We start from the raw sequence: 24,395 nt of genomic DNA on the forward strand, positions 1-24,395 counted from the left end.
ATGAGCATGAACAAGGTGGTCTGGCAGGAAGGCATGCTGCTGCGTCCGCAGCACTTCCAGCAAAGCGACCGTTATTACGATGCGCAACTCAAGCTGCGCACCCAAAAGCTCGGGCATTACGCCTGGGGATTTTTCGGGCTGGAGATTGACCGTCAGTTCCTGAACATGGGCAAGCTGGTGCTCAGCCAGGCGAGTGGCATTCTGCCTGACGGCAGCCTCTTCGATATTGGGGCCGAGCGTGAACCGCTGGCCCTCGACGTGCCGCCCAACACGGGCAATACGCCGGTCTATCTGGCATTGCCGCTGGTCACCGGGAATCACATCGAGAGCCGCCGGCCTGAGCAAAAAGATGTACTGGCGCGCTATATGGCCTTTGACGAAGAAGTCACCGACTCCAACGCAGGCGACAGCAGCAGCAGCCAGGTCAGTACCGGCCGGCCTGACTTTCGCTTGCTCCTGGGCGAGCAGCAGAACGACCAGGCGTACGTGAAGCTCAAGCTTTGCGACATCCTGGACACCACGCCGGACGGGGTCATTAGCCTCGACCCCGAATACATTCCCACCTTCATCGACTTTCAGGCCTCCAGCTATCTGCTGTCATGCCTGAAGGAAGTAATCAGCATGCTCGGCCATCGCGGCGACATCCTGGCAGAGCGTATCCGCGCGACCGGCAAGGTGGGCGGTGCCGAGGTCGGTGACTTCATGATGTTGCAGTTGATCAACCGCTACGAACCGGTGCTGCGCCACTACATGGGTATCGATCGGGTGCATCCCGAGCAGATCTACCGCGAGCTGCTGGGGCTGCTCGGTGAATTGGCGACGTTCTCCAGCGAGACGAAGCGTCCTCGGCTGGAAGGTCGTTACCTCCACAACGATCAGGGCCTGTCGTTCCGCAAGCTGATGGATGCGATCCGTCAGGTCCTGTCGATGGTGCTCGAGCAGCATGCCATCGAGCTGCTGCTGCAACAGCGCCAGTACGGCATTCAGGTTTCGCCGTTGCACGACCACAAGCTGCTCGGCAGTGCGTCCTTCGTGCTGGCTGCCAGCGCTCAATGCGACTCCGAAGAGCTGCGCACACGCCTGCCAGCCCATCTGAAGGTCGGTCCGGTGGAGCGCATCCGCCAGTTGGTCAACCTGCACCTGCCGGGGATCAAGGTGAAGCCGCTTTCCGTCGCGCCGAGGCAAATCCCCTTCCATTCCGGCAAGACCTATTTCGCCTTGGAGCTCAGCTCCGAGGAACTGGCGCAGCTGGAGCGCTCCGGCGGCTTCGCCTTCCACGTGTCCGGTGAGTTCTCCGGGCTTGAGCTGAAATTCTGGGCGATCAGGAACTGACCGACATGATCAGAGAAATGGACTACGGACAGGACGACAAGACCGTCATCCTCAATCGCCACGGCGAAGCGCCAGCACAGAGCCCGCTAACCGACTTCAGCGCGCCTCCGAAATTCGAACAGCTCGAAGAGCGGATGATCTATGCCGCGCGCCTGCGCCCGGCCGAAACCTTCAACATCAGTCTCAATCCCCTGGTCGCGGCCGCCTCGTCGCTGCTGTCGGAGGTGGTTCGCCTCAAGCACAGCTACGAAGGCGAAGACCTGCAAGCGCTGAACCAGCGGCTGTCTGGCGAGCTCAAGCTGTTCGAACACCGCGCGCTGCACGATGGCGCCGAGAGCAGCCAGGTCATGGCCGCACGTTACGTGTTGTGCACGGCGATCGACGAAGCGGTGGTGACCACGCCGTGGGGCAACGAGAGCGAATGGTCGCAGATGAGCCTGCTCTCCTCCTTTCACAACGAGACCTTCGGCGGCGAGAAGTTCTTCCAGCTGCTCGAGCGCTTGTCGCGCAACCCGGTCAAGCACCTGCCCATGCTGGAGCTGATGTACCTGTGCCTGTCGCTTGGTTTTGAAGGCAAATACCGGGTGATGCCACGCGGCATGCTCGAACTGGAAGCGGTGCGCGACAGCCTCTACCGGCAGATTCGCCAGCTGCGTGGGGATGTCCCGCGCGAGGTCTCGCCCCATTGGCAGGGCTTGCGCGACACGCGTCGACGCCTGGTGCGCATCGTGCCCTGGTGGATGGTCGCGTTGTTCACGTTGGTTTGCCTGGGGGTGCTGTATGCAGGCTTCTCCTGGGTGTTGGGCGAACAGCGCGACACCGTGCTGCAGCCGTACCAACCCGTCGATCCGACCGTTCAGGTCGAGCCTCAGCCGTAACAAGGACGTAATGCCATGAAGGTTTTTTTCGGCAAGCTTGCCGCGTTTTTCCGCAAGACATGGGTATGGAGCCTATGTGTCCTGCTGATGCTGGCCCTGCTGGTCTGGTTCGTTGGTCCGCTGCTCGCAGTCAATGACTACAAGTTCTGGGAATCCTCCACCAGCCGTCTGCTGACCATCGCTGGTTTGTGCCTGGCCTGGGGGCTGTTCATCGTGTTCGCCAGCTGGCGCAGTACCCGCCGCAAGCAGGCCGAAGCCAGCGATGACGAGGCGCAGGAGCGCCTACGCCGCGAAGGCTTGGTGAGCGAGGAACAGGGCATCCTGCGCCAGCGCTACCGCGACGCCATGCGCACCCTCAAGAGTTCGAGCCTGTACCGCGGGCGCAGCGAAAAATGGCGCAACGATCTGCCGTGGTACCTGCTGCTCGGGCCGCAAGGCAGCGGCAAGACCTCGCTGCTGGACTTCTCCGGCTTGGACTTTCCCCTCAACCGGGGCGAAAACCAGCGCCTGACCAAGGATGTCTCAGGTACCCGTTACGCCGATTGGTACTTCGCAGACCATGCGGTGCTGATCGATACCGCCGGTCGCTACCTGACCCAGCCGGACGCCTCGGTCGACGGCAAGGCCTGGGACACACTGCTCGGCCTGCTGCGCCGCCGCCGCGCTCGCCCGCTCAATGGCGTGATGGTCAACATCCCGGTCGAGCAGCTTTTGCACTCTGGTGAACTGGAGCTCGAAACCCTGGCGCGCCAGAGCCGCCAGCGCCTGCACGAAATCCACCAGCGCCTGGGCGCTGACGTGCCGGTTTACCTGGTGCTGAGCAAAGCCGACAAGGTGCTGGGCTTCGACGAGTTCTTCGATCAGCTGTCGCGCGAAGAAAGCGACCAGGTGCTTGGCGCGAGCTTTCGCAAGGAGCAGGACTGTACAGACGTCAATGTGGTCCGGGGCGAATTCGAAGAACTGCTGCGCCGGCTCAACAGCCAGGTCATCCTGCGTATGCACCAGGAGCGCGATACCCAGCGCCGTGGCCGCATCCTCGATTTTCCTCACCAGCTTGGCCAGATCGGCGAGCGGCTTTGCCTGTTCGTTGAATTGGCGTTCTCGGGCAACCGCTACCAACGTGCCAGCCAGCTGCGCGGCTTCTACCTGACCAGCGCACCGCAACTGCAGGGTGGGCTGGACCCGCTCACCAGTGGCATCGGCCGCAATCTGGGCTTGTCGAGCAGCGCGCTGCCGACGTTCCGCAGTGGCCGGGCGCGTTTCATCAATCACCTGCTCAGCCGCGTGATTTTCCCCGAAGCAGACCTCGCCGGTCTGGACCATAAAGAGGTGCGCCGCATCGATTGGGGCCAGCGCGCCCTGTATGCGGCAAGCTTCGCCTGCCTTGCGCTGTTTGGCGCACTCTGGGCCAATGGCTTCTCCAACAACCACGAACGGCTCGAGCAGCTGCGCAACCTGGCCGGCCAATTGGGGCGTGAGCATCAGGGCATCACCGCTCAGGACGATGCGCTGCGCACCCTCAAGGCATTGGATACCAGCTACGCAGCCACCCAGGTATTCCCGGACAAGGCCGTGGTGTCCTCCCTGCAACGCGGTGGGCTCTACCAGGGCGAGGTGGTCGATCCCACCGTCCACCAGGCCTATCGCCGCGAGTTAGAAGCCCTGTTGTTGCCCCGCGTCGCTCGTCAGCTTGAAGCTCAAATCCGCGCCAACCTCACCGACCGTGAACGCCTGCTGGGCAGCCTGCGCGCCTATCTTATGCTCAACCTTGCAGAGCGCCGCGACAATGGCTTCCTCAAGGAATGGCTGGCTGCTGACTGGTCCTTGCGCTATGCGGGTAACGCCGTGGCGCAAAACGGGCTGAACAGTCACTTTGAGCGACTGCTCAACGAAGGCTTTGCACCTTATGCGCTAAACGACCAGTTGGTCGCCGAAGCACGTCAAGTACTGCGCAGCGAATCGCTGGCCAACATCGTCTACCGCATGTTGCGCGATCAGGCTCGCAGCCTGCCCGACTACCGCTTCAGCCAACGCCTCGGTCCGCAGGGTGCACTGTTCAATGGCAGTGACTACACCATCCCGGGCTTCTACACCCAGAACGGCTACCAGAAGTTCTATGTCGCCCAGGGCAGTGACCTGGTACGCGAGATTCTGCGCGACAACTGGGTGCTCGGCGAGGGTGACAGCCTGAGCCTGAAGGACCTTGGACGCCTGATGGTCGAAATGGAGCAGCTGTATTTCCGCGACTACGCCAACTTCTGGAGTGAGGCGGTAGCACAACTGACGCTGGAGCCGATTGCCGGCGCTGGTCAGGGCTCTGTATTGCTCAGCGGGTTGTCCGCAGCCAACTCGCCGCTGTTGCAGTTGCTGGTCGAAGTTCGTGACAACACCCGCTTTGCCGGGGCGGCGGACGCCGCCGGCGATGCCGCGGAAGCGGCCGATGCGCTCAAGGGCGCCAACGGCAAGGTAGGCCAGGCCGCCAAGCTGGCATCCGCTGCTGCGGAGCAGGCGCAGGCCGCATTGGCCAAGAATCTACCTGACACGGCACGCAAGACGCTGGAGCGTCGCTTCGAACCCCTGCATCGTCTGCTCGACGACAACGCGGGCGCCAGCGCCGAACTGGTCCCGACACTGCAAGCCCTCGATGCACTCCAACTGCAACTGGCGGGCCTGGCACATTCCAGTGCGCCTGACCAGGCCGCGTTCGAGCTCGCCAAGGCACGCATGGGTGGTCAGCGCGATGCGATCAACCAGTTGCGTGCCAGCGCAGCGCGTCTGCCACAGCCGATCGGCAACTGGCTAGGCCTGCTCGCTGAAGACAGCTGGACCCTGGTGCTGAACGACGCCTACCACTACCTCAACCAGCGCTACCAGAGCGAGCTGTACGCCTTCTACAAGGGTTCGCTGCGCCAGCGCTATCCGTTCAGCGCTCACAGTGAAAGCGACGTCGCCATCGCCGACTTCCGGGAGTTCTTCAAGGCGCAAGGCGTTGCTGACGGCTTCTTTGATCGCTACCTGAAGGCGTTCGTCAGCGGCAGTGCTGGTCAATATCAGCTTCGTCGAGTCGACGGGCGTGGTCTGCCCTTGTCACGCGAATTTCTATCGCAGATGAGCAATGCCCAAACCATCCGCCGTAGCTTCTTCGCAGAAAACCCGAACGAGCCACAGATCCGCTTCAAGCTCGAGCCCTATTCCCTCGACTCAAGCCTGGGTCGTGCCGACTTCCGCTTCGGTAACCAGCAGATGGAATACCGCCACGGCCCGATCGTTCAGACCGCCTTCAGTTGGCCAGCTGACGCAGCGGATGGCCGTACCAGCCTGGTTGTCGAGGAGCTGGGCGGGCGCCGCGTCGGCATCGAGAAGAACACCGGCCCCTGGTCGCTGTTCCGCCTGCTGGACCTGATGCAGGTCGACTACCACAGCGGACGCGACGTGCTCATGCTCAAGGCCAACCTGGGCGGTCGCAATGCCAATTACCTCTTGCACAGCCAACGCTCGCCGAACCCGTTCGACATCGCCATGCTGCGCGATTTCAAGCTTCCGGCGACGCTGTAATGCCAGCTACTGCAAGTCTGGCCTACAGCTGGCGCAGCGCGGCAAGGACCGACACGGGCAAAGTCCGTGCACGCAACGAAGACGCTTTTCTCGATTTACCCGAGCAAGGCCTTTGGGTGGTTGCCGATGGCATGGGCGGCCACCAGAACGGTGCGCTGGCCAGCCGGCTGATCGTCGAGCACTTGGCCGAGCTGCCCGACGGCAGCATGGCCGAGCGCTTGGTCAATCTGCGCCGCTGCCTGCATGACCTCAATCGCCGACTTGGGCAGGAGCTGACCGTCACCGCTGATCGACCCGACCCGGTGATCGGCAGCACCGTGGTCGCCTTGCTGATGGACGGCGATCGCGCCGCCTGCGTATGGGCCGGTGATAGCCGCTGCTACCTCTGGCGTGGCGGTCGCCTGTATCAGCTATCGCGCGACCATTCGTTGCTGCAACAGCTGATCGACGAACAGCGCCTCAGCTTGCAGGAAGCCGCACGCCATCCCGATGCGCATGCTCTTACCCGCGCCATCGGTGCCAGCGAACAGCTGACGCTGGATATTCTCGAGTTCGACGTCTATCCAGGCGATACCCTCCTTCTGTGCAGCGACGGGCTCTATCAAAGCTTGTCGCCGGATCACTTGGGCGCAGCGCTCAACGCGCCGTCGACGGGCCTGGCCCTGCAACGGCTCTTCGAAGAGGCTATGGAAGGACCTTGCCGAGACAACCTCAGCGCTGTGGTGGTACGCCTATGAACGAGCCCCTGCGCGCCGAGCCGGCGTCAGACCTCACCTACTTCGCGTTCACTGACGCGGCGGCTACAGCGGCGAAACTCGCCCCTTCAAGCGGAGCCATCGCGGCTAGCGACTTGCCCGACGTTTTGGCTGGACGCTACCTGATCGAACGGCTGCTCGGCGTCGGCGGCATGGGCGCGGTCTACCGCGCTCGAGACCTGCTTCGTGAACAGTTTGGCGACCCAGAGCCCTACGTTGCCCTAAAGACCCTGAGCGACGAATTCACCGAATACCCCGATGCCCACGCGTTGCTCTATACAGAATTCGCACTGACCACACGGCTAAGCCATCGACACGTTGTGCGGCTATTCGGATTCGATGTGGACGCCATGAGCCAACGCGCTTTCATTACCCTTGAACTGCTCAAGGGGCCGACGCTCGACCAGTTGCTAAGTGAGCGTCCTGATGGCCTCGCCTGGGACGAGCTGCGCGAAATCGCACTGCCGTTGATCGAAGCACTGGCTTTCTCCCACAGCCGTGGCGTCATTCACGGCGATATCAAACCAAGCAACGTGATCCTGGCAGAAGACGGTCTTCGCTTGTTCGACTTCGGTCTCGGCCAACCACTCGAAGGCGTACTGAATAACCTGCCACGCCTCTCGCGCACTCGGTTCAAGGCCTGGACCACGCGCTATGCAGCCCCTGAGTTGCTAGACGGAGCGGAGCCATCGGAAGCCAGCGATCTGTATGCACTCGGTTGCCTACTTTACGAAATGGCCAGTGGCAGCCACCCGTTCCGCCGGCTGAGTGCAAGGCAGGCGAAAGCAATGGCACTCGACAAGCAATTGCGGCGTCCACCGAAGCTGGCTCACGGCTGGCCCACACTGCGAGCAGCATTGTCGTTTGACGCTGATAAGCGCACGGCGAGCTTGACCCAGCTGCTGGATATATTCCGCCGCCCCGCACCCAGCCGCCTCCAACGCTGGTTCGGGCGCACCCATGGATGACATGAGAAACAAGGAAGCGCCATGTTCAACGCGGCCAACGACACCCATTTCAGCCTTGACATAGAAGGCATCGAGCATGACCTGCAGGTCCTCGCATTCACAGGACGTGAGGCTATCAGCCAGCCCTACCGCTTCGACCTTGAGCTGATCAGCGAGCGCCCCGATATTGATTTGCAAAGCTTGCTGCATAAGCCGGCCTTCCTGGCGCTCTCGCCGGCCGGCAACGGCATCCACGGGATGATTCATCGCGTCGCCCAGGGCGAGTCCGGCAAGCGCCTGACCCGTTACCGGCTGGCGATCGTCCCGCAACTGGCCTATCTCGCACACCGCACCGATCAACGCATCTTCCAGCACCTGACCGTGCCGCAAATCATCGCTGAGGTGCTTGAAGGCCACGGCATCCAGGCAGACGCCTATCGTTTCCAGCTTGGCCCGGTGGTCTACCCGGAGCGGGATTACTGCACGCAGTACGACGAGACCGATCTGCACTTCATCCAGCGCCTGTGCGAAGAGGAAGGTATCCATTACCACTTCGAGCACAGCGCGCAGGGCCATGTCCTGGTGTTCGGGGATGACCAGACGAGCTTTGCAAAGCTCGGGCAACCCACCGCGTATCTGCAGGATAGCGGCCTGGTCGCCGACGAGCCTGTGATCAAGCGCTTCGCCGTACGCCTGGAGACCCGCACCAGCCGGGTCAGCCGACGCGATTATGACTTCGAGCAGCCACGCCTGATAATGGAGGCCGCGCAGAAGGGCCAACTCTCAGACGGGAAAAAGTCGGCGGAGCCCGACCTCGAGGATTATGACTATCCGGGCCGCTTCACTGATCGCACCCGCGGCAAGCATCTGTCCCAGCGCTCCCTGGAACGCCATCGCGCCGATTACCGCCTGGCTGAAGGTCAAAGTGACCAGCCTCGGCTGGTCAGCGGGCACCTCCTGGAAATCTCCGATCATCCGCGCCGCGAATGGAATGATCTCTGGCTGCTGACCGAGGTGCTTCACGAAGGCAAACAGCCGCAGGCGCTAGAGGAATCCGTCACGCAATCAGGCGAAAGCACGGATTTCACCCAAGGCTATCGCAACCACTTCACCGCCACGCCCTGGGATGTCCCTTATCGCCCTGCCCTTGTCCACCCCAAGCCTAAGGTGCTCGGCAGCCAGACCGCCGTGGTGACCGGCCCCGCGGGCGAAGAGATCCATTGCGATGAATACGGTCGGGTCAAGGTCCAGTTTTTCTGGGATCGCCACGGCCAGGCTGATGACAAGACCAGCTGCTGGCTGCGTGTTAGCTCAAGCTGGGCGGGTGACCGTTACGGCGGCATCGCCATCCCCCGTGTTGGGATGGAAGTACTGGTGACCTTCCTCGAAGGCGACCCCGACCAGCCCTTGGTCACCGGCTGCCTGTATCACAAGGAACATCAGGTCCCTTACGACCTGCCGGCCAACAAAACGCGAAGCGTCTTCAAGACCCTCAGCTCGCCCGGCAGTGGCGGCTACAACGAACTGCGCATCGACGACCGCAAGGGCGCGGAGCAGATCTATGTCCACGCCCAGCGCGACTGGGACGAGAACATCGAACACGACCAGAAAATCCGCATTGGCCACGAACGCCACGACACCGTCGAGGCTAACAGCTACAGCGAATTCCGCGCCGAGGAACACCTGACCGTCACCGGCGACCGCAAGGTGGAAGTCAAACCCGAGGACCACCTCACCATCGCGCAAAGCCAGCACATGAAGCTCGGCACCGCCCAGCTGACCAAAGCCGGCCGCGAGATCCACCTTAAAGCCGGGCAGAAAATGGTCATCGAAGCCGGCCTCGAATTGACGATCAAGGCCGGCGGCAGCTTCATAAAACTCGACCCCAGCGGCATCACCGTCAGCGGCCCGCTGGTGCGAATCAACGCTGGCGGCGCGCCGGGTAAAGGAGCTGGGATTAAGATCAAGCCGCCGGTGTTGCCGGGAATGGTCGATAGCGATCAGGCGGGACACCTGTTGGAGCAGGCACCACCAGGCGAGGTGGCCAAGCTAACCGGAAAATGCAAGCGCTCGCTTAATTTCTCAGGCTAGAAAAGGACAGGCGCTGGCCTTCGAGCTGGCCCAAAAGTAAGGAAGCATCAACATGGCCGAACTCAAGCCGATCAACTGGGAATATCCGTTTCCCTGCAAGGACACCAGCAGCGACCCCCTAAAGATGCTTACGCATATGGCCTTGGCCAAGGGTGGCTACTACCCGACGGGAGGGAACGGTTTGTGGCACGGAGGCGTGCATTTCGACGAGGGCACCGCCGCTGCATTCGACCAGTCAAGCGTGCGCTGTATCGCCGACGGAGAGGTGATCGCCTACCGCATCGACGAGCGCTACCCGGTCAGCGAATTCACCGACGACATTCCCTTGGTCAGACGTGCACCCTTTTCCACGGGGTTCGTGCTGGTCAAGCATAGCCTCCAACCGCCGCCATTGGAGAACGCAGACGGCAGCGTTGCCGTGGGGCAAAATCCACCAAGCCTGACCCTCTATAGCTTGTACATGCATCTGATGGATTGGGACGGCTACCAAGCACAACCGGACCTGCCGCGCCCTTCATTCTGGGGAGCCAAGCGCTATACCGTAAATACGCAGAAAGACGGCCTGAGCGTCCGCGCAGCACCAAGCAAGGAGAGCACCAGGCTGTCGGAGCTGTGCAAGGGCGCCGAAATCACCATTGGCGAAACGGAAGGTGAGTTCAGCAAGCTGATCAGCCTGATCAGCGGGACGGCACAACCCGTCCTATCAGCCGACGACGAGGGGCAACTGCCCGGCTATGTATCCACCAGCTTGCTCAAACCGCACAGCGAGCCAGCGGAATACGGCAAGGTCGTCGTTCTCGACAGCGGGTTGCCGATCAAGGCGGGTGACCTTATTGGTCATCCCGGTCTGTACCAGAACCACGACAGCGCCGCTCAGCGCATGGTCCATGTCGAACTGTTCAGTTGCGACGATGTGCCCGCTTTCATCGCGCAGAGCCTCGCCTGGGCCAGCCGCTTGCCGGACGACCAGAAAACCCTGCTCAAGATTTACAAAGGTGCGAGCAAACTGGTTTCGCACCGGGACGACATCAATCCCGATAACCCACCCAAGCTGGACGACGACGGCACGCAGATCGGCGTCGACCTGATCATTCCGCAGTCCCTGTTGGATGGGCTCCCCGCTTCGAGAAAGATTCAGGTCAAGGCTGGCGCCGACAGCGTTGTGCACTGGTGGCGGCTGGACGGCCTGTTCGCCGACGCTAACGGCAACCCCATCGATGGCTGGCTCGCCGAGCAGGAGCTGATCACTACTCGCCATAGCCCGTGGGAATGGGAAGGCTTCCAGTTCATAGAGGAAACCGGAACGCCCTTCGAAAAGCTCGCCTACGTCTTCGATGCCAGAGGCCTATTGGAAGCAGACGAACAGCACAACTACCGGGCACAGATCAGCAAGGCCGATGGCGGCCCACTCGTAACGCTCGCTCGACTCTACGATATCGCCGATACCGATAAGGATGGCGTATTGACTAGCGCTGAAATCCAAGCAGCGCTGGCCAGGCCTTGGCACGCTCAAGTGCTTGGCCAGCTGGTCGCGAAATACGAAAGCGAGTGGTTCTGGAACAAGAGCAAGTGGGACGAGCTTGATCCATTATTGGCGGAAGAACCAGGACAGCCGAACCTTGTTTGGGAAGAGGAAAAGCAGCGGATCAAGAAGTTGAGCTGGTGGGACGATCTAGCCGAAAAACACGGGGTCGGCGCGGATGGTAAGGCATGGCACATCAACGCGCTTGGGCTTTCCAGCAGCCTTTCGTTACCCAAAGCGGAGGATATAACAGTTCCCTTCCTAGAGAAGATGTTAAGCAAGCCTGGGGCTTGGTTTACCGGTCGTGGTGGGTCCCAGCGATTTATAACGATGTTCCGAGAAAGCTATCCTGCCATCTACGATTTCGATAAAAAAGAGTTCGTGAAGCTTTTGAATGCCGCCCTGATAAGGCACGGCATCATCACAGGTTACCAAAAAGCGCACTTCCTGGCACAGTGCTTCCATGAGTCGGCCCATTTCGAAACAACAATTGAGTTTGCGTCAGGAGAAGAGTACAACCCGGGCAGACACAGGGATGCAGAAGCCAACGGTAATACTACGTTCGGAGACGGGCCCAAGTATAAGGGAAAAGGGCTCATCCAGCTGACGTGGAAAAAAAACTACGTCAACTACTCCAAGTACAGAGGCATAGACTTTACGTCAGCCCCTGACCTAATCGCCTCTAACATGTACAACGCTATAGACGCATCGTGTTGGTTCTGGAGACACAACGGTGGCGTATATAAAAAGCATAATGCGAAAGGCGATATCAACAAATTAATCGAGCATGAAAAAAACAACGTCGGCATTGTAACTTTAGCCGTTAACGGCGGCGATAACGGGTTAGCTGAGCGCAAAAAGATATTTGAGGCAATCAAAAAAGAATGGAGACTTGAATGATAAATATAGCTTCAGATCTTAGACCTTTCTGGAAAAAGATCTTTTGCCTTGGCGTTATACAAATGCTTTTCACTATATCTACAGCCAACTACCTGGCTGCAGAAGAAGCCGAGTTAGCTGACGACGGGCCGAAGTTCGTTCTGACTGGCTTACCCTTATCCCCGGTAAAAATATGCAATCAGGAAGACTGCGAACGGATTGGCCTTCCGAAGGGGGCGCAGGACGCAATAGCAGATGGTTACACGGATGCCGCATTGGAAGACTTAACAGGAGATGGAATTCCAGAATTAATTTTGACCCATGCCGACGAGGGCAGCGTTAACAGCTGCTCGGCAATATACCGATACGACTCAACTCAAAGCTCATTTGTCAATTTTGAAGCTTTTTCAAAGCGGATTTGCAACTACACACTGGAGGCCGGCTACATAATTAGCAGCTATCGAAGCGGAGCGAAATGGCACGAAGAAATTTACGCGATCGAAAGCGGCAACCCTGTTCTCAAGGTCACAGACAGCTGCCTCGGATGTGATTATATAGAAAGAACGATTCATTTACCGGAAGATAAAGTGGAGCATCTACTCGTCACAAACAACCCAAACCATAACCAGCGCGAGCCATTATCTACAATCGTCACATCTCCTAAAGCGATACTGTACAAAGCGCCAAGCCTCGATCAAGCGACAACGATGTATCTAGTGAATGGTGACAAAGTAATCTTAACGGACTTTACCGAGACTGAAAGCAATTTTTTTTGGTACAAGATTAAATACGTAACCGCAAAAGATAAGGTAATCCAAGCCTGGATAAGCTGCGACAAGTTAGCTATCTGCAAATAACCGATGAACGCGTCAATACGCATAGCAAGCTTGGCTCCGTATCGGTAGTTCTAAGGTTCATCAGACCTCCGACGGTATTGGATCGAGAGAGCCACGAACTAAGCGCCGCCAACCAAGCCCGTCCGCTGGCGGTTTAATCAGCCAGTGTTTAAAAGGCATATTGCCATCACCCCACAACCCTGCCATAAACGCGCTTTCGCCATAACGCTACAAGGATGTACCGATGCGATTGCTACGATGCGCCCTGCTTGGGCTGGTGGGGTTGGCCGTGCTAGCGGCTGGGATCGGGCTGTATTTTGTGGCCTACCCGAACCTTCCGGAGTACGAAGCACCCGAGGCGCTGCATTATCTTGACCAATGGGACAAGGCTGATCGGCAGACCTATTACTACACGCCGCAAGGCACCCAGGTTAAGGGGCTGGAGTACGACTGGTTTCGTGCGCTGGAGCGGCCCTTCAGTCAAGACAGGTTCGCTACGCCCGATTACCTTGCCCGCTTTGGCTTTCTGGTCGATCCCGCTCAACAATCCACCACGCTGAACCCTGGCAACCTGCCGGTCGGTTTTGCCCGCCACGAGGACGACGAAACCGGTCGCGCCTACCTGGATGTGACCTGCGCGGCCTGTCACACCGGGGAGCTGCGCTACAACGGACAGGCCATTCGTATCGACGGTGGCGCCGCGATGCACTCGTTGGCTTCGACTGTACCGACGCTGCGTGGCGGCTCCTTCGGCCAAGCACTCGGCATGAGCATGGCTTTCACCTACTACAACCCGCTCAAGTTCCGCCGTTTCGCCCACAGGGTGCTTGGGGAAAGCTACGAACGCGACCGCGCTCAGTTGCGTCAGGATTTCAAGCGAGTCCTCGACCGCCTGCTCGGCACGGCCTACAACGATTGGCACCGGGGGCTCTACCCCACCGAAGAAGGCTTCGGCCGTACCGATGCGTTCGGTCGCATCGCTAACACGGCGTTCGGCGATGCCCTTGATTCAGCGAATTACCGCGTCGCCAACGCGCCGGTGAGCTATCCGCAGCTGTGGGACATCTGGAAGTTCGACTGGGTGCAGTGGAACGGTTCGGCCATGCAACCGATGGCGCGCAACATTGGCGAGGCGCTGGGCGTGGGCGCGCGGCTACAATTGATGCACGAGAACGGCGCGCCGATACCGGAAGGTGAGCGCTACGCCTCCGGGATCCGCGTGCGTGATCTGCACACGCTGGAAACCACGCTCATGCGATTGGCACCCCCGCGATGGCCCGAAGCGATTCTGGGCGACATCGACCTGGAACAGGCAAGCCTCGGCCGCGCGCTCTACCGTGAGAATTGCGCCCATTGCCACGACGCCAAGCCAAAACCGGCGACCAAGCGCTTCGCGCCCGACCGCGACCCTGAGTGGCACATGCCGGTGATTCCAACGACCGTGGTGGGAACCGACCCGACCACGGCCGACAACATCGCCGACCATCGTTTCGACCTGTCCCGCCTCGGCTGGACACAGGCCGAGCTGGACAGGCTGGACGTGCGCCTGTTCGGCAAGACGTCCAGCCCGCTGGACCTGACCCAGGTGTCCAGCGCCAAAGGGCTCGCCTATATCACCGCCTATGTCGAAGCGCGCGCCTATCGCGACGCGGGCATCAGACCAGACGAACGTGCCGAGTTCGACGGCTTCGGCCTGCCCATCGGCGTGCAGGAACTGCGCGGCTACAAGGCACGCCCGCTGGATGGCATCTGGGCGACACCGCCCTTCCTGCATAACGGCTCGGTGCCGACACTGTTCCAGTTGCTGTCGCCGGTGGCCGAACGGCAGAAACAGTTCTGGGTCGGTAGCCGCGAATACGATCCGCAGCAACTGGGCATCCGCGCCGATCGCTTCGAAGGTGGCTTTCTGCTGGATACCGCGATCACCGGTAACAGCAACCGCGGCCACGAGTTTCGTGCTGGCTGTCGCGGCAACGGTGTGATCGGACGGGCACTGGCGCCGCATGAGCGCTGGGCGCTGGTCGAGTACCTCAAGGTGCTCGGTGACCCCCGCTTCGAGCCTTGCCTTACGGAACTGCCGGCGCGCCCTCATAACTCCGGCCCAAGCTGCTCCTGACCCGACTACGCACAAGGATCTGCCACATGCTTACAAGACTTTGGCTCTGGATCGGCCGCCTGCTGGGCCGGCTATTGCTTGCCACCTTTTGCATCGGCCTGATCGGCTGGGCTATTGCCGCCATTCACTTTCACATCACTCATCGCGGGCCCGTCTCGACCGCAGAAGTCATAGCACCGACCGAAGCGGCAGACACCCAAGCGATCATCGCCGATGCCATCGCCGTGGTCGAACAGCATAGTGAGAACACCCGCGTTTTGCGTGATGCTCACGCCAAGGCCCACGGCTGCGTGCGTGCCGAGGTCAGCGTACGGAACGACCTGGAACCGGCACTGCGGCATGGTGTGTTCAACCAGCCGGGCAAAACCTGGCAGGCCTGGGTGCGGCTGTCCAACGGCAACGCCTATCCACAATTCGACCGCATCAAGGACGCGCGCGGCATGGCCATCAAGCTGCTCGAGGTGCCAGGAGAAAAACTCACGCGCAGCTCGCGCCACGCTGGCGAACAGGACTTCGTGATGTTCAACCACCCGGTGTTCTTCGTCCGCGACGTCGCCGAATACCGAAGCAACTTCGCTTCCCAGGCGCAGGGCAAGAAGGCGCTGGCGTTCTTTCCCAGCCTGGATCCGCGCAGCTGGGAGCTGCGCCATCTGTCCATCGCGCTGCAGACCCTCGCGCCTGCGCCCGAAAGCCCGGTTGCGACTACCTACAGTTCTGTTGCGCCGTACAAGCTCGGCCCGCACAACATCAAGTACCGCGTTATCCCAACGCCGGAAAACTGCCCGCTCTACAAGCTCCCCGCACTGAATCGCGACCTGCCGAATTTCCTGCGTAGCGCGCTCTACCAACAACTGTCACTCGACCGCGTCCCTGCCTGTTTCGCCCTGCAGGTGCAACGTCAGAATGCCGAGCACTACATGCCCATCGAGGACACCAGCATCGAATGGAGCGAAGCCATCTCGCCGTTCGAAACCGTTGCCCACATTCTCCTGCCGCCACAGGATTTCGACAGCCCCGAGCAGAACCTGGCCTGTGACAACCTCAGCTTCAACCCCTGGCATGCCCTGCCCGACCACCGTCCAATCGGTGGTATCAACCGGCTGCGTAAGGCCGTATACGAGTCCATTAGCGCGTATCGGCTTGAGCGTAACGGTGTTACCGACAGAGGTGAAGCAAGCACACCGGCACCGTGACCAGTCATAAAAGCGTGGCTTGTGCCGATACAAGCAACAGCGGCACCTCTGGCCGACCGCTGGGACAGCTTAGCCAAGTAAATCGATGCCATTTCATGACCGGGTGCTGAGGTAGTCCCGTCTTCCTTGCCGCTTTGGGTGCCGGCCCGCAGGCACCAAAGGCGGACAATCGAGTAGCCATCACCACGGCGTTATCATGACCACGTGCGGGATGCGGATGAGTTTCGTCCTATCCGCAGCTCGCCGATGCCCTTCACAGATATTGCCCGCCCCGTGGCGCGCTGATTCTGTGGACCTTCAGCCCTCGTTCTCCTAGTGTGTCTACCGGCACGACGCCGACCACCAGCTCGACTTTTTGTCCAGGCGGCGAATACGGACATCACTCGTCTTGCTACTAATCTTCAAACATAGCCGATAGCCACTCATCGCCTTTTCGAGCACAACGGTGCGTAACAGGCTTTCTTGTAATTAGCGAAAGTTATATTGCGCCGCACCCACCCGACCTCGCCAGACTAACGCGAGGCAGAACAAGCATTCTGTTTTCACTACGATGGGACCCTAACTATGAGAAAAAGCCTCCTAGCTTCGGCCATTTACCTCTCTGTTGCGGCGATCACCGCCGCACAAGCGACGCTTGCAGCGGAAGCTGCAGTGCCGGACGCTGGCAAGAACGCGTCCCGGGTTTCTGAGACAGAACGGATGGCACAGCGACTGACCGAGGCTGCGGAGCATTCTCCCGAAAGGCTGGAAGAGGTTCTTGCTGGAGTGGAAAGCGCCGAACAGGGGCGGACGTTGCAACAGGCCTTTGACTACCTGACCGAAAGAGGACTTCTCGATTCCAATAGTGCAGGACTCATCCAGGCACGGCTCGATGCGCTTGGCGTATCGTCAGCAGCCGGCACCACCACTGAAACAGGCGGTAGCATCTTCAGCAATCGATTGGTCCAGGTTGGCCTCGTTGTCGCGGGGGTAGGCGGCATTGCGGCGGCCGCAGGAGGCGGGGGTGGGGGCGGGGGCGGCGGCACTCCACAGCCAAGCCCCCCACCGCCTGAACAGCCAACTCCACCCCAGGAGCCCCCGAGCGAACAGCCCGTTCCTGAGCCGGTGGATCCAAGGTTTCCGGAAGAAGAGGACACGATCCTGCCGACCCCATCGCCCGACCCGGCGCCTACGCCTATCTCCAGACCAACCGAAGCTGAGTACCGCTTCACTGGCGGCATGAGCATCACCGGCATCGAGGCGGCACATGCCCGTGGCTACACAGGGTCGAGCGCCGTTGTCGCGGCGCTGGACACTGGCTTCTATAGCGACCATGTCGAACTGTCCGGCCAGTTCGACGGCTTCTATAACGCCTACACTGGCAGCGAGCTCGCCTCTGACGCAATCGATGTCGACGGCCATGGTACGCACGTTGCGGGCATCCTGGCGGCCAAAGCTAACGATTACATGGGTGTCGGTTATGCGCCCGACACTTCCTTGCTAGGGGTTAGGATCGGTGACAGCCAGGGCAACCTCACGACCAACAGTGAGCAGACCGCGGGCGCGTTCCGCTGGGCTCGCCAGCGCGGCGCAGACTTCATCAACAACAGCTGGGGGCCTAGCGCTTACGCGTCCGACTTCACGGCCCAACAGATCGAGTCGTACTTTCCAGAGATGATCTCCGAGTTCCGCACCGGAGCGCAAAACGATGTCATCTACGTCTGGGCGAATGGAAACGATGGCGGTAGCCAACCGAGTTTGCTAGCGGCCCTACCCCAGCTGTTTCCAGAGCTGGAGGACAACTGGGTCGCCGTTGCAAATATTGACTCCTCTACAGGTCAACTTCACCCGTCTTCACAGGCGTGTGGTGATGCCCGGGACTGGTGCATCTCGGCACCTGGGACCGGAATCGCTGCACCGTCGATTGTCGGAAGCGACTACTACGCCGTCATGACTGGCACATCTATGGCTGCCCCGGCCGTAACGGGTGCGCTGGCCGTATTGAAAGACGCGTTCCCGATGCTCACCAACGAGCAGATCGTATCTCGCCTTTTCGTCACAGCCGACAAGAGCGGAATCTATTCAGACATGAGCCTATACGGGCAAGGCCTGTTGGATGTTGACTCAGCGACTCTGCCACTCGGCACGCTGACCGTTGTAGGCGGGTCGGGTGAACACGCGCCTCTGGCGATCACAACGATGAAACTGGGAAGCGCATTCGGCACTGGCAACCCCCTCCAAGGCTTGAACGTCATGGCGTTGGACTCCCAGGGCGCCGGTTTCATTACCGACCTCGGCGGAGCAGTACAGACCGAGAAATTCGAGTACGACCTCCTCGCAGCAAGCAACCGCCTGACGCGGCAAGCCCCGCGACAAGTCGAGAGCAAGCATGGCATGACCTTGACCATCGGCTATAACGGGCAAGACGACACCCTGGTCGATAACATGGTATTGGGCTTCGCCGGCGCTGATGGTATTTCGACACGCTTCGGCATGGTCTCGAGCGTGGACGTTCTGGCCGGCGGAACGGATTTTTCTGGCCTATCGCAACAACGGGTCAGCTTTACCGCCCCGTATTGGATGAGCGAGGACGACCAGAGCGCGATGGGCATGCAACAAGCGTTCGGACTCGCTGGTGGCAGTCTGGCCATCACTGCGGTCAGCTCAGCGGAACGATCCGGGGTGTCGACCTCGTTCAGCTATAAATGGGCCAACAGCTATACGTCCACGTTCGAACTGGGGCTGGTCAACGGCAAAGACAGCCTGTTCGGCACAGAAACGGGCGGAGCGCTTGGTCTGGACGATAATGCAAGCACCCGCTTCGTAGGCCTTCGCGGCGAATTCCAACGCGACGCATTGACACTTTTCCATAGCGCTTACCTGGGTCAGAGCGACATATCCGCACGCGGACTCTTCGATAACGTGGACACGGTGGTTACCAGCAGCTGGCTCATCGGCGGGAGATACAACCGGGGCGTACAGCAATACGGAGTGATCGTCGCTCAGCCGCTAAAGGTCGAATCCGCCAACGCCAATCTCAGTTTTATCAACGGCTACCAGAACGGCGCGTACACAATCGGCACCGTTAATGTGGACCTAGCGCCCACGGGTCGACAGATAAACACAGAGGTTTACTTCGCTACTTCGACTCCGGTTATCGACGACATAAAAGTCTCACTGATGCGGATGGATCAGCCGGGCCATAACGCCGATGCCGAAGCGGACCACGCAGCGATGCTCACCCTGGGTGCCCGCTTCTGATTGGCAAATGATTAACGCGGGATGGATCATGGCTGATCGTTGCCGTCCCGCCTTAGGAGAAGATGCGAAAAAGAGGGCGACGGGAAATGGGGGCAGATTTAGGTTTCCGTGAGGGCACGCGGTCGGCGTTGCTCTCATCGCTCGCAGCCCGGCAATCCGCTCTACTTCGTCTACGAAGCGGCTATCGCCCGTCAGCTGGCCGCGCTGGAGACCCTCACGGATCAGGGATAGCTCCGCCTGCGAGACTGATCCACGAACAAATGCCTGATACCGGTCGCTCGGCTGTTTTGCAGAGTTCCCTAAAGCCAAGTAGCAAGGATCGGTATCTAGCCATTCAGTCAACTGCCCGACGGTTACGCGACTGTTAAAGCTAGACCCGCGATATTCGCTTGGGTCAACCACCATCCGTGCTCGGACGGGGTTCAGTTCGATATAACGAGAACAGGCAAGTAGATAAGTATCAGTCTGTACGACGCTCGATTTGTAGCGACTTTCCCAAAGCGTTCCAGACCGGCTTCCAACCGACTCCGATACCGTGTGGCTAGTGCTGCGAGTGCTTTCATCAACTGACCAAGCCCTGCTATCGAATCGCCTGGGGCCAGCAGCAAGTGAACATGCTTCGTCATCAAGCAGTAGGCGTATACCTTGACGCCAAAGGCATCCTTCAGCTCACGCAGATCAGCCAAGGTCTGCAGCCCATCTCACGAACAGGGCTGGAAAATAAATCTGTCCCCTTTTTCTTCATCCGATGCAAACCGGGCGTTGCCCAAGGCATAGTTGCCATTGGTTGCTGACCGAATCTGATCAACCAAGCCAGGATCAAGCTGATACCTGAAGAGCTCACGGTAGGCACTAGCTCGTAGATCGGCCGTTCCACCAAGTTGGGTATAGAGCGGATTCGCCTCGATGATTGCTGAAGGTAACCCATGCGCGTTAGCGCCGTAGCTGGACCAACGATACTCGGCGGGATGCTCGACCATGCCGGCGCGTACAGGGTTTCATCTCGATGTAGCGATAGCATGCAAGCACGTAATCCTCTTCTTGCAGCAAGCAAGACCTAAAACGCCCTTCCCACAGCGTACCGCTACGGTCATAGGTTCGATTGATGTATTGCACGAACCGCTGGCCCAAGCCCTTCATCATAAGGCTGGCGCTTTCAGGTTTTGATGGGGTGACTAGCAAGTGAACATGATTGGTCATCAAGCACCAAGCATGAACAGCGCAGCCATGCTGCTCTGCCTGAAGCTTCAGGTTGTCCAGATAAAATAAATAATCTTCTTCAGAATAGAAACAAGCGCTGCGATTATTACCGCGCTGTATCAAATGCAACGGCACACCAGGCAGCAAAAGCCTTGCTCGACGTGGCATAGGAAATCCTTTTCCCTTCCAGTGAAATGCTATTCAACCATATCAACGTCTAACAAAAACGTGGTCTGTCCCCTATTGTTTTTGTCCCCTTTTTCTTCTCGATTCGAGCCCGGCAGTCCGCTCTACCTCGTCTACGAAGCGGCTATTCCCTGTAAGCTGGCCGCGCTGCAGGCCCTCACGGATCAGCGATAGCTCCGCTTGCGATACGGCGCCGCGAACAGATGTTTCATATCGCTCGCTCCGCTGTTGCTGGGTGCTCCCTAAAGCCAAGTAACAGAGATCGTCGTCCAGCCATGCAGCCGGCCCCCCAACAGTTATGCGACTGTTGAAGCTAGACCAACGGTATTCGTTTGGGTCAACCACCATCCGTGCTCGGACGGGGTTCAGTTCGATACAGCAAGAACAGGCAAGTAGGTAGGTATCAGTCTGTACGACGTTCGATTTGTAGCGACTTTCCCAAAGCATTCCAGACCGGCCTTCCAACCGATTTCGATACCGGGTGGCTCGTGCGGCGAGGGCTTTCATCAACTGACCAAGCCCTGCTACGAATGAAAAAGGAGACAGATTTATTTATTCAGGCCTTCACCAGCCTAGAAAATAAATCTGTCCCCTTTTCTTTCACATCGAACACTCTTAATGGCGAGGATCTTCGCCTAAATCGGCGTCCGGGATCAGTAGATCCATTACACTAGTACCCTCTAAAAAAAACATCAAAATAAAGCCTGCCAGCACAAATCCACCCATCACGTCTCGTCCGTACTCCATACTTGTCTCTCCCAAAATCCCGAACCCTATGGAAATATGACGACCACTAACATAAGAAAAGTACGCCTGAATAAACAAAGCCTGCACTAGCAAGAACGCAATCAAAATTTCTACATCATCGATCAAAGTAATCATATTCAACACTACCGAAATCAGCATTATTGATAGTATCTTGTACCTAAAAGAATAAAGTTTACGCTCTACACTGCTTTTTTTCATCGCTTCATCTCATCAACCAAATTGTTACATACATCTGCCAAGCCAAGTGCAGTAGCTGCTTTATCCGCGGCAGCAGCAGGAACGCCTAACTTCATAGCAAACTCTTTGAAGCCAGTACTTAATGCGGCAGCAGACGCAGCTCCTTTTGAGGTCTTCCTTCATGTAACCCGCTAAGGAACGTAAAAGGGGACAGATTATTTTTCTGCGTTACGCCGCGGCCTGCCTTGCCCTCTTCGCTCGATTCGAAGACCGGCAATCCGCTCCACTTCGTCCACAAAGCGGCTACTTCCTGTCAGCTGGCCACGCTGCAGGCCCTCACGGATCAGCACTAGCTCCGCTTGCGATACGGCGCCTCGAACAAATGCTCCATATCGCTCGCTCCGCTGTTGTTAGGTGCACCCTAAGCCAAATAGCAAGGATCGGTATCTAGCCATTCAGTCGACTGCCCGAGGGATACGCGGCTGTTAAAGCTAGACCAGCGGTATTCGCTTGGGTCAGCCGCCATCCATGCGCGGACGGGTTCAGCTCGATATATCGAGAACAAGCCAATAGGTAGGTATCGGTTTGAACGACGCTCGATTTGTAGCGACTTTCCCAAAGCGTCCCAGACCGGCCTTACAACCGATTTCGATACCGTGTGGCTCGTGCGGCGAGAGCTTTCATCAACTGACTAAGCCCTGCTACAGCCTCACCCGGCGCGAGCAGCAGGTGAACATGATTCGTCATCAAGCAGTAGGCGTAGACTTTGACGCCAAAGGCATCCTTCAGCTCACGCAACTCAGCCAAGTAGCGCTGGTAATCTTCGTCAGCGGCGAATACGACTTGACGGTTGTGACCTCGCTGAACGAAATGGTGCGGGTAGTTCCGCAAAACAAGGCGGCCCATCCTGGGCATAGCGACACTCTCCATTCCTTGGAAAGAAGTCAGGTTAGCGGAAACGCGAGAAACAGGCTGTAGCGCATCTCACGAACGGGGCCGGAAAATAAATCTGTCCCCTTTTTCCCAGATTACATCGAGGTCTTTTACAACCGAACCCGACGCCACAGTCACCTGGGTGGCGTCAGTCCTGAGGCGTTTGAAAGCGCCTCGTTATGAGGTCGGGAAATGTCTACCGGAGCGGGGGTAGTCCAATCTATCTACTTTTTCCCCTGTCCCCTTTTTCGTTTAACCGAGGCTAGCTTACGTCACCCCTTTCTTCTGTAGTTAAATCTTTCTTACTCAAAGAAGGATTATCATACCACTGCCCCTCAGCACTTTTTATTGCGTGCTTACGATACCGATATAGCCACAGTATTTTGGCAAGCCCTGTTAAAGTTCCAACCGCCCCCAAGACACCTGCCCAAAACCTTCTAACACGAATTGTGCTCTCGGAATCAGGTGTAGAGCTAAATTCAAAAAGCATATCCAACCCATCAAAAATATGGTTTGAATACCAAATTATACAAGCACCAAGCAAACACAATAAAATATATCTAATATTACCTTTAACACTAGACAAATCATAGAAGCCTCCTGGACGCATATATCTAGGCAACGAATTTTTCCCTCTCATTTTTGCTCCTTTCGCACACTATCAATCATTATAGGAACGCCACCGCTTATTGAAAAAAGGGGACAGATTTATTTATTCATTTCTTGTTGAAAATATCGTATACCCATTTGGCCAGCACTTCCGGGGACGTAGTTTCTTTCCTTAGACACTCCTCGCCGCGATCCCTTGCAACAATAGCGAGCCTTCCAGATAATCCCTACCTTAACTTATTTACAAACGGGACAGATTTATCTTTCCGCGCTAGTTCGCGGCCTGCCTTGCCCTCTTCGCTCGATTCGAAGACCGGCAATCCGTTCCACTTCGTCGACAAAGCGGCTACTTCCTGTTAGCTGGCCGCGCTGCAGGCCCTCACGGATCAGCAATAGCTCCGCTTGCGATACGGCGCCTCGAACAAATGCTCCATATCGCTCGCTCCGCTGTTGTTGGGTGCACCCTAAAGCCAAATAGCAAGGATCGGTATCTAGCCATTCAGTCGACTGTCCGAGGGATACGCGGCTGTTAAAGCTAGACCAACGGTATTCGCTTGGGTCAACCACCATCCGTGCGCGGACGGGGTTCAGCTCGATATATCTAGAACAAGCCAATAGGTAGGTATCGGTTTGAACGACGCTCGATTTATAGCGGCTTTCCCAAAGCATCCCAGACCGGCCTTCTAACCGATTCCGATACCGTGTGGCCCGTGCGGCGAGCGCTTTCATCAACTGACCCAGCCCTGCTACGGCCTCACCCGGGGCCAGCAGCAGGTGAACATGATTCGTCATCAAGCAGTAGGCGTAGACTTTGACGCCAAAGGCATCCTTCAGCTCACGCAGATCAGCCAGGTAGCGCTGGTAATCTTCGTCAGCGGCGAATACGACTTGACGGTTGTGACCTCGCTGGACGACATGGTGCGGGTAGTTCGGCAAAACAAGGCGGCCCATCCTGGGCATAGCGGCGCTCTCATTCCGTGGAAAGACGTCAGGTTAGCGGAAGCGCGGGAATCGGTCTGCAGCCCATCTCACGAACAGGGCTGGAAAACAAATCTGTCCCCTATTTCTCTACCTCCACCCTCTTAACAGAATAAACCAAACCGCAGCACCAACTACTGAGCCAACTGAACTTCCGACTAAAGCTACCGCCCGAACCTCAGCCAGGCTTAATAAACGAA

General features: G+C 58.4%; 15 protein-coding genes and 4 pseudogenes. 12 read left to right on the forward strand and 7 right to left on the reverse strand.

Annotation, left to right across the window (positions count from 1 at the left end; all coding sequences use genetic code 11):
• The 11 genes from tssK (at position 1) to JQR87_RS18530 (ending at position 19,344) form a co-directional block, all read left to right on the forward strand.
• On the forward strand, positions 1–1,332 hold the full coding sequence (gene tssK, locus JQR87_RS18480) for a type VI secretion system baseplate subunit TssK (RefSeq protein WP_407294415.1): 1,332 nt from the start codon (positions 1–3) through the stop codon (positions 1,330–1,332).
• A 5-nt stretch (positions 1,333–1,337) separates the two neighbouring features.
• Positions 1,338–2,210: a type IVB secretion system protein IcmH/DotU gene (gene icmH / locus JQR87_RS18485; protein WP_407294413.1), complete on the forward strand. Its 873-nt coding sequence runs from the start codon at positions 1,338–1,340 to the stop codon at positions 2,208–2,210.
• 15 nt (positions 2,211–2,225) lie between these two features.
• The gene (tssM, locus tag JQR87_RS18490; RefSeq protein ID WP_407294411.1) at positions 2,226–5,765 is read left to right on the forward strand and encodes a type VI secretion system membrane subunit TssM; all 3,540 of its coding nucleotides are present in this window, start codon (positions 2,226–2,228) and stop codon (positions 5,763–5,765) included.
• Positions 5,765–6,502, forward strand: a complete 738-nt coding sequence (locus JQR87_RS18495; RefSeq protein ID WP_407294409.1) for a PP2C family protein-serine/threonine phosphatase — start codon at positions 5,765–5,767, stop codon at positions 6,500–6,502. Before tssM ends, JQR87_RS18495 begins: the two co-directional genes overlap by 1 nt.
• Positions 6,499–7,488: a serine/threonine-protein kinase gene (locus tag JQR87_RS18500; RefSeq protein ID WP_407294407.1), complete on the forward strand. Its 990-nt coding sequence runs from the start codon at positions 6,499–6,501 to the stop codon at positions 7,486–7,488. The genes JQR87_RS18495 and JQR87_RS18500 overlap by 4 nt, the downstream gene beginning before the upstream one ends.
• Positions 7,489–7,509: 21 nt before the next feature.
• Positions 7,510–9,558 (forward strand): type VI secretion system tip protein TssI/VgrG, encoded by a 2,049-nt coding sequence (tssI, locus tag JQR87_RS18505; protein ID WP_407294406.1) that lies wholly within the window; start codon positions 7,510–7,512, stop codon positions 9,556–9,558.
• A 52-nt stretch (positions 9,559–9,610) separates the two neighbouring features.
• On the forward strand, positions 9,611–11,980 hold the full coding sequence (locus tag JQR87_RS18510; RefSeq protein WP_407294404.1) for a glycoside hydrolase family 19 protein: 2,370 nt from the start codon (positions 9,611–9,613) through the stop codon (positions 11,978–11,980).
• Positions 11,977–12,816: an XAC2610-related protein gene (locus JQR87_RS18515; protein ID WP_407294402.1), complete on the forward strand. Its 840-nt coding sequence runs from the start codon at positions 11,977–11,979 to the stop codon at positions 12,814–12,816. Before JQR87_RS18510 ends, JQR87_RS18515 begins: the two co-directional genes overlap by 4 nt.
• Positions 12,817–13,039: 223 nt before the next feature.
• Positions 13,040–14,911 (forward strand): di-heme-cytochrome C peroxidase, encoded by a 1,872-nt coding sequence (locus JQR87_RS18520; RefSeq protein ID WP_407294400.1) that lies wholly within the window; start codon positions 13,040–13,042, stop codon positions 14,909–14,911.
• Positions 14,912–14,937: 26 nt separating this feature from the next.
• Complete coding sequence (locus tag JQR87_RS18525) at positions 14,938–16,104, forward strand: catalase family protein (RefSeq protein WP_407294398.1); 1,167 nt, start codon at positions 14,938–14,940, stop codon at positions 16,102–16,104.
• Between the two features lie 564 nt (positions 16,105–16,668).
• The gene (locus JQR87_RS18530; protein WP_407294397.1) at positions 16,669–19,344 is read left to right on the forward strand and encodes a S8 family peptidase; all 2,676 of its coding nucleotides are present in this window, start codon (positions 16,669–16,671) and stop codon (positions 19,342–19,344) included.
• Between the two features lie 132 nt (positions 19,345–19,476).
• Here the strand turns inward: JQR87_RS18530 and JQR87_RS18535 are convergent.
• From JQR87_RS18535 to JQR87_RS18555, 5 genes and pseudogenes are all read right to left on the reverse strand, one after another.
• A pseudogene (locus JQR87_RS18535) lies at positions 19,477–20,030 on the reverse strand (transposase); the annotation flags it as partial.
• Between the two features lie 247 nt (positions 20,031–20,277).
• Positions 20,278–20,712: a transposase gene (locus tag JQR87_RS18540; RefSeq protein WP_407294395.1), complete on the reverse strand. Its 435-nt coding sequence runs from the start codon at positions 20,710–20,712 to the stop codon at positions 20,278–20,280.
• 72 nt (positions 20,713–20,784) lie between these two features.
• Positions 20,785–21,276 (reverse strand): annotated as a pseudogene (locus tag JQR87_RS18545) (transposase); the annotation flags it as partial.
• Positions 21,277–21,345: 69 nt separating this feature from the next.
• A complete protein-coding gene (locus JQR87_RS18550; protein WP_407294394.1) occupies positions 21,346–21,696 on the reverse strand; it encodes a hypothetical protein in 351 nt (116 codons plus the stop codon).
• Positions 21,697–21,890: 194 nt separating this feature from the next.
• Positions 21,891–22,590: pseudogene (locus JQR87_RS18555) on the reverse strand (transposase).
• A 111-nt stretch (positions 22,591–22,701) separates the two neighbouring features.
• Here JQR87_RS18555 and JQR87_RS18560 point away from each other — a divergent pair.
• Positions 22,702–22,791: pseudogene (locus tag JQR87_RS18560) on the forward strand (IS3 family transposase); the annotation flags it as partial.
• A 79-nt stretch (positions 22,792–22,870) separates the two neighbouring features.
• Here JQR87_RS18560 and JQR87_RS18565 read toward each other — a convergent pair.
• A complete protein-coding gene (locus tag JQR87_RS18565; protein WP_407294392.1) occupies positions 22,871–23,248 on the reverse strand; it encodes a hypothetical protein in 378 nt (125 codons plus the stop codon).
• Between the two features lie 227 nt (positions 23,249–23,475).
• Positions 23,476–24,177: a transposase gene (locus JQR87_RS18570; protein ID WP_407294391.1), complete on the reverse strand. Its 702-nt coding sequence runs from the start codon at positions 24,175–24,177 to the stop codon at positions 23,476–23,478.
• Between the last annotated feature and the right edge of the window lie 218 nt (positions 24,178–24,395).

This window comes from Stutzerimonas stutzeri (genome assembly GCF_051028275.1).
GTDB classification, from domain to species: domain Bacteria; phylum Pseudomonadota; class Gammaproteobacteria; order Pseudomonadales; family Pseudomonadaceae; genus Stutzerimonas; species Stutzerimonas stutzeri_AS.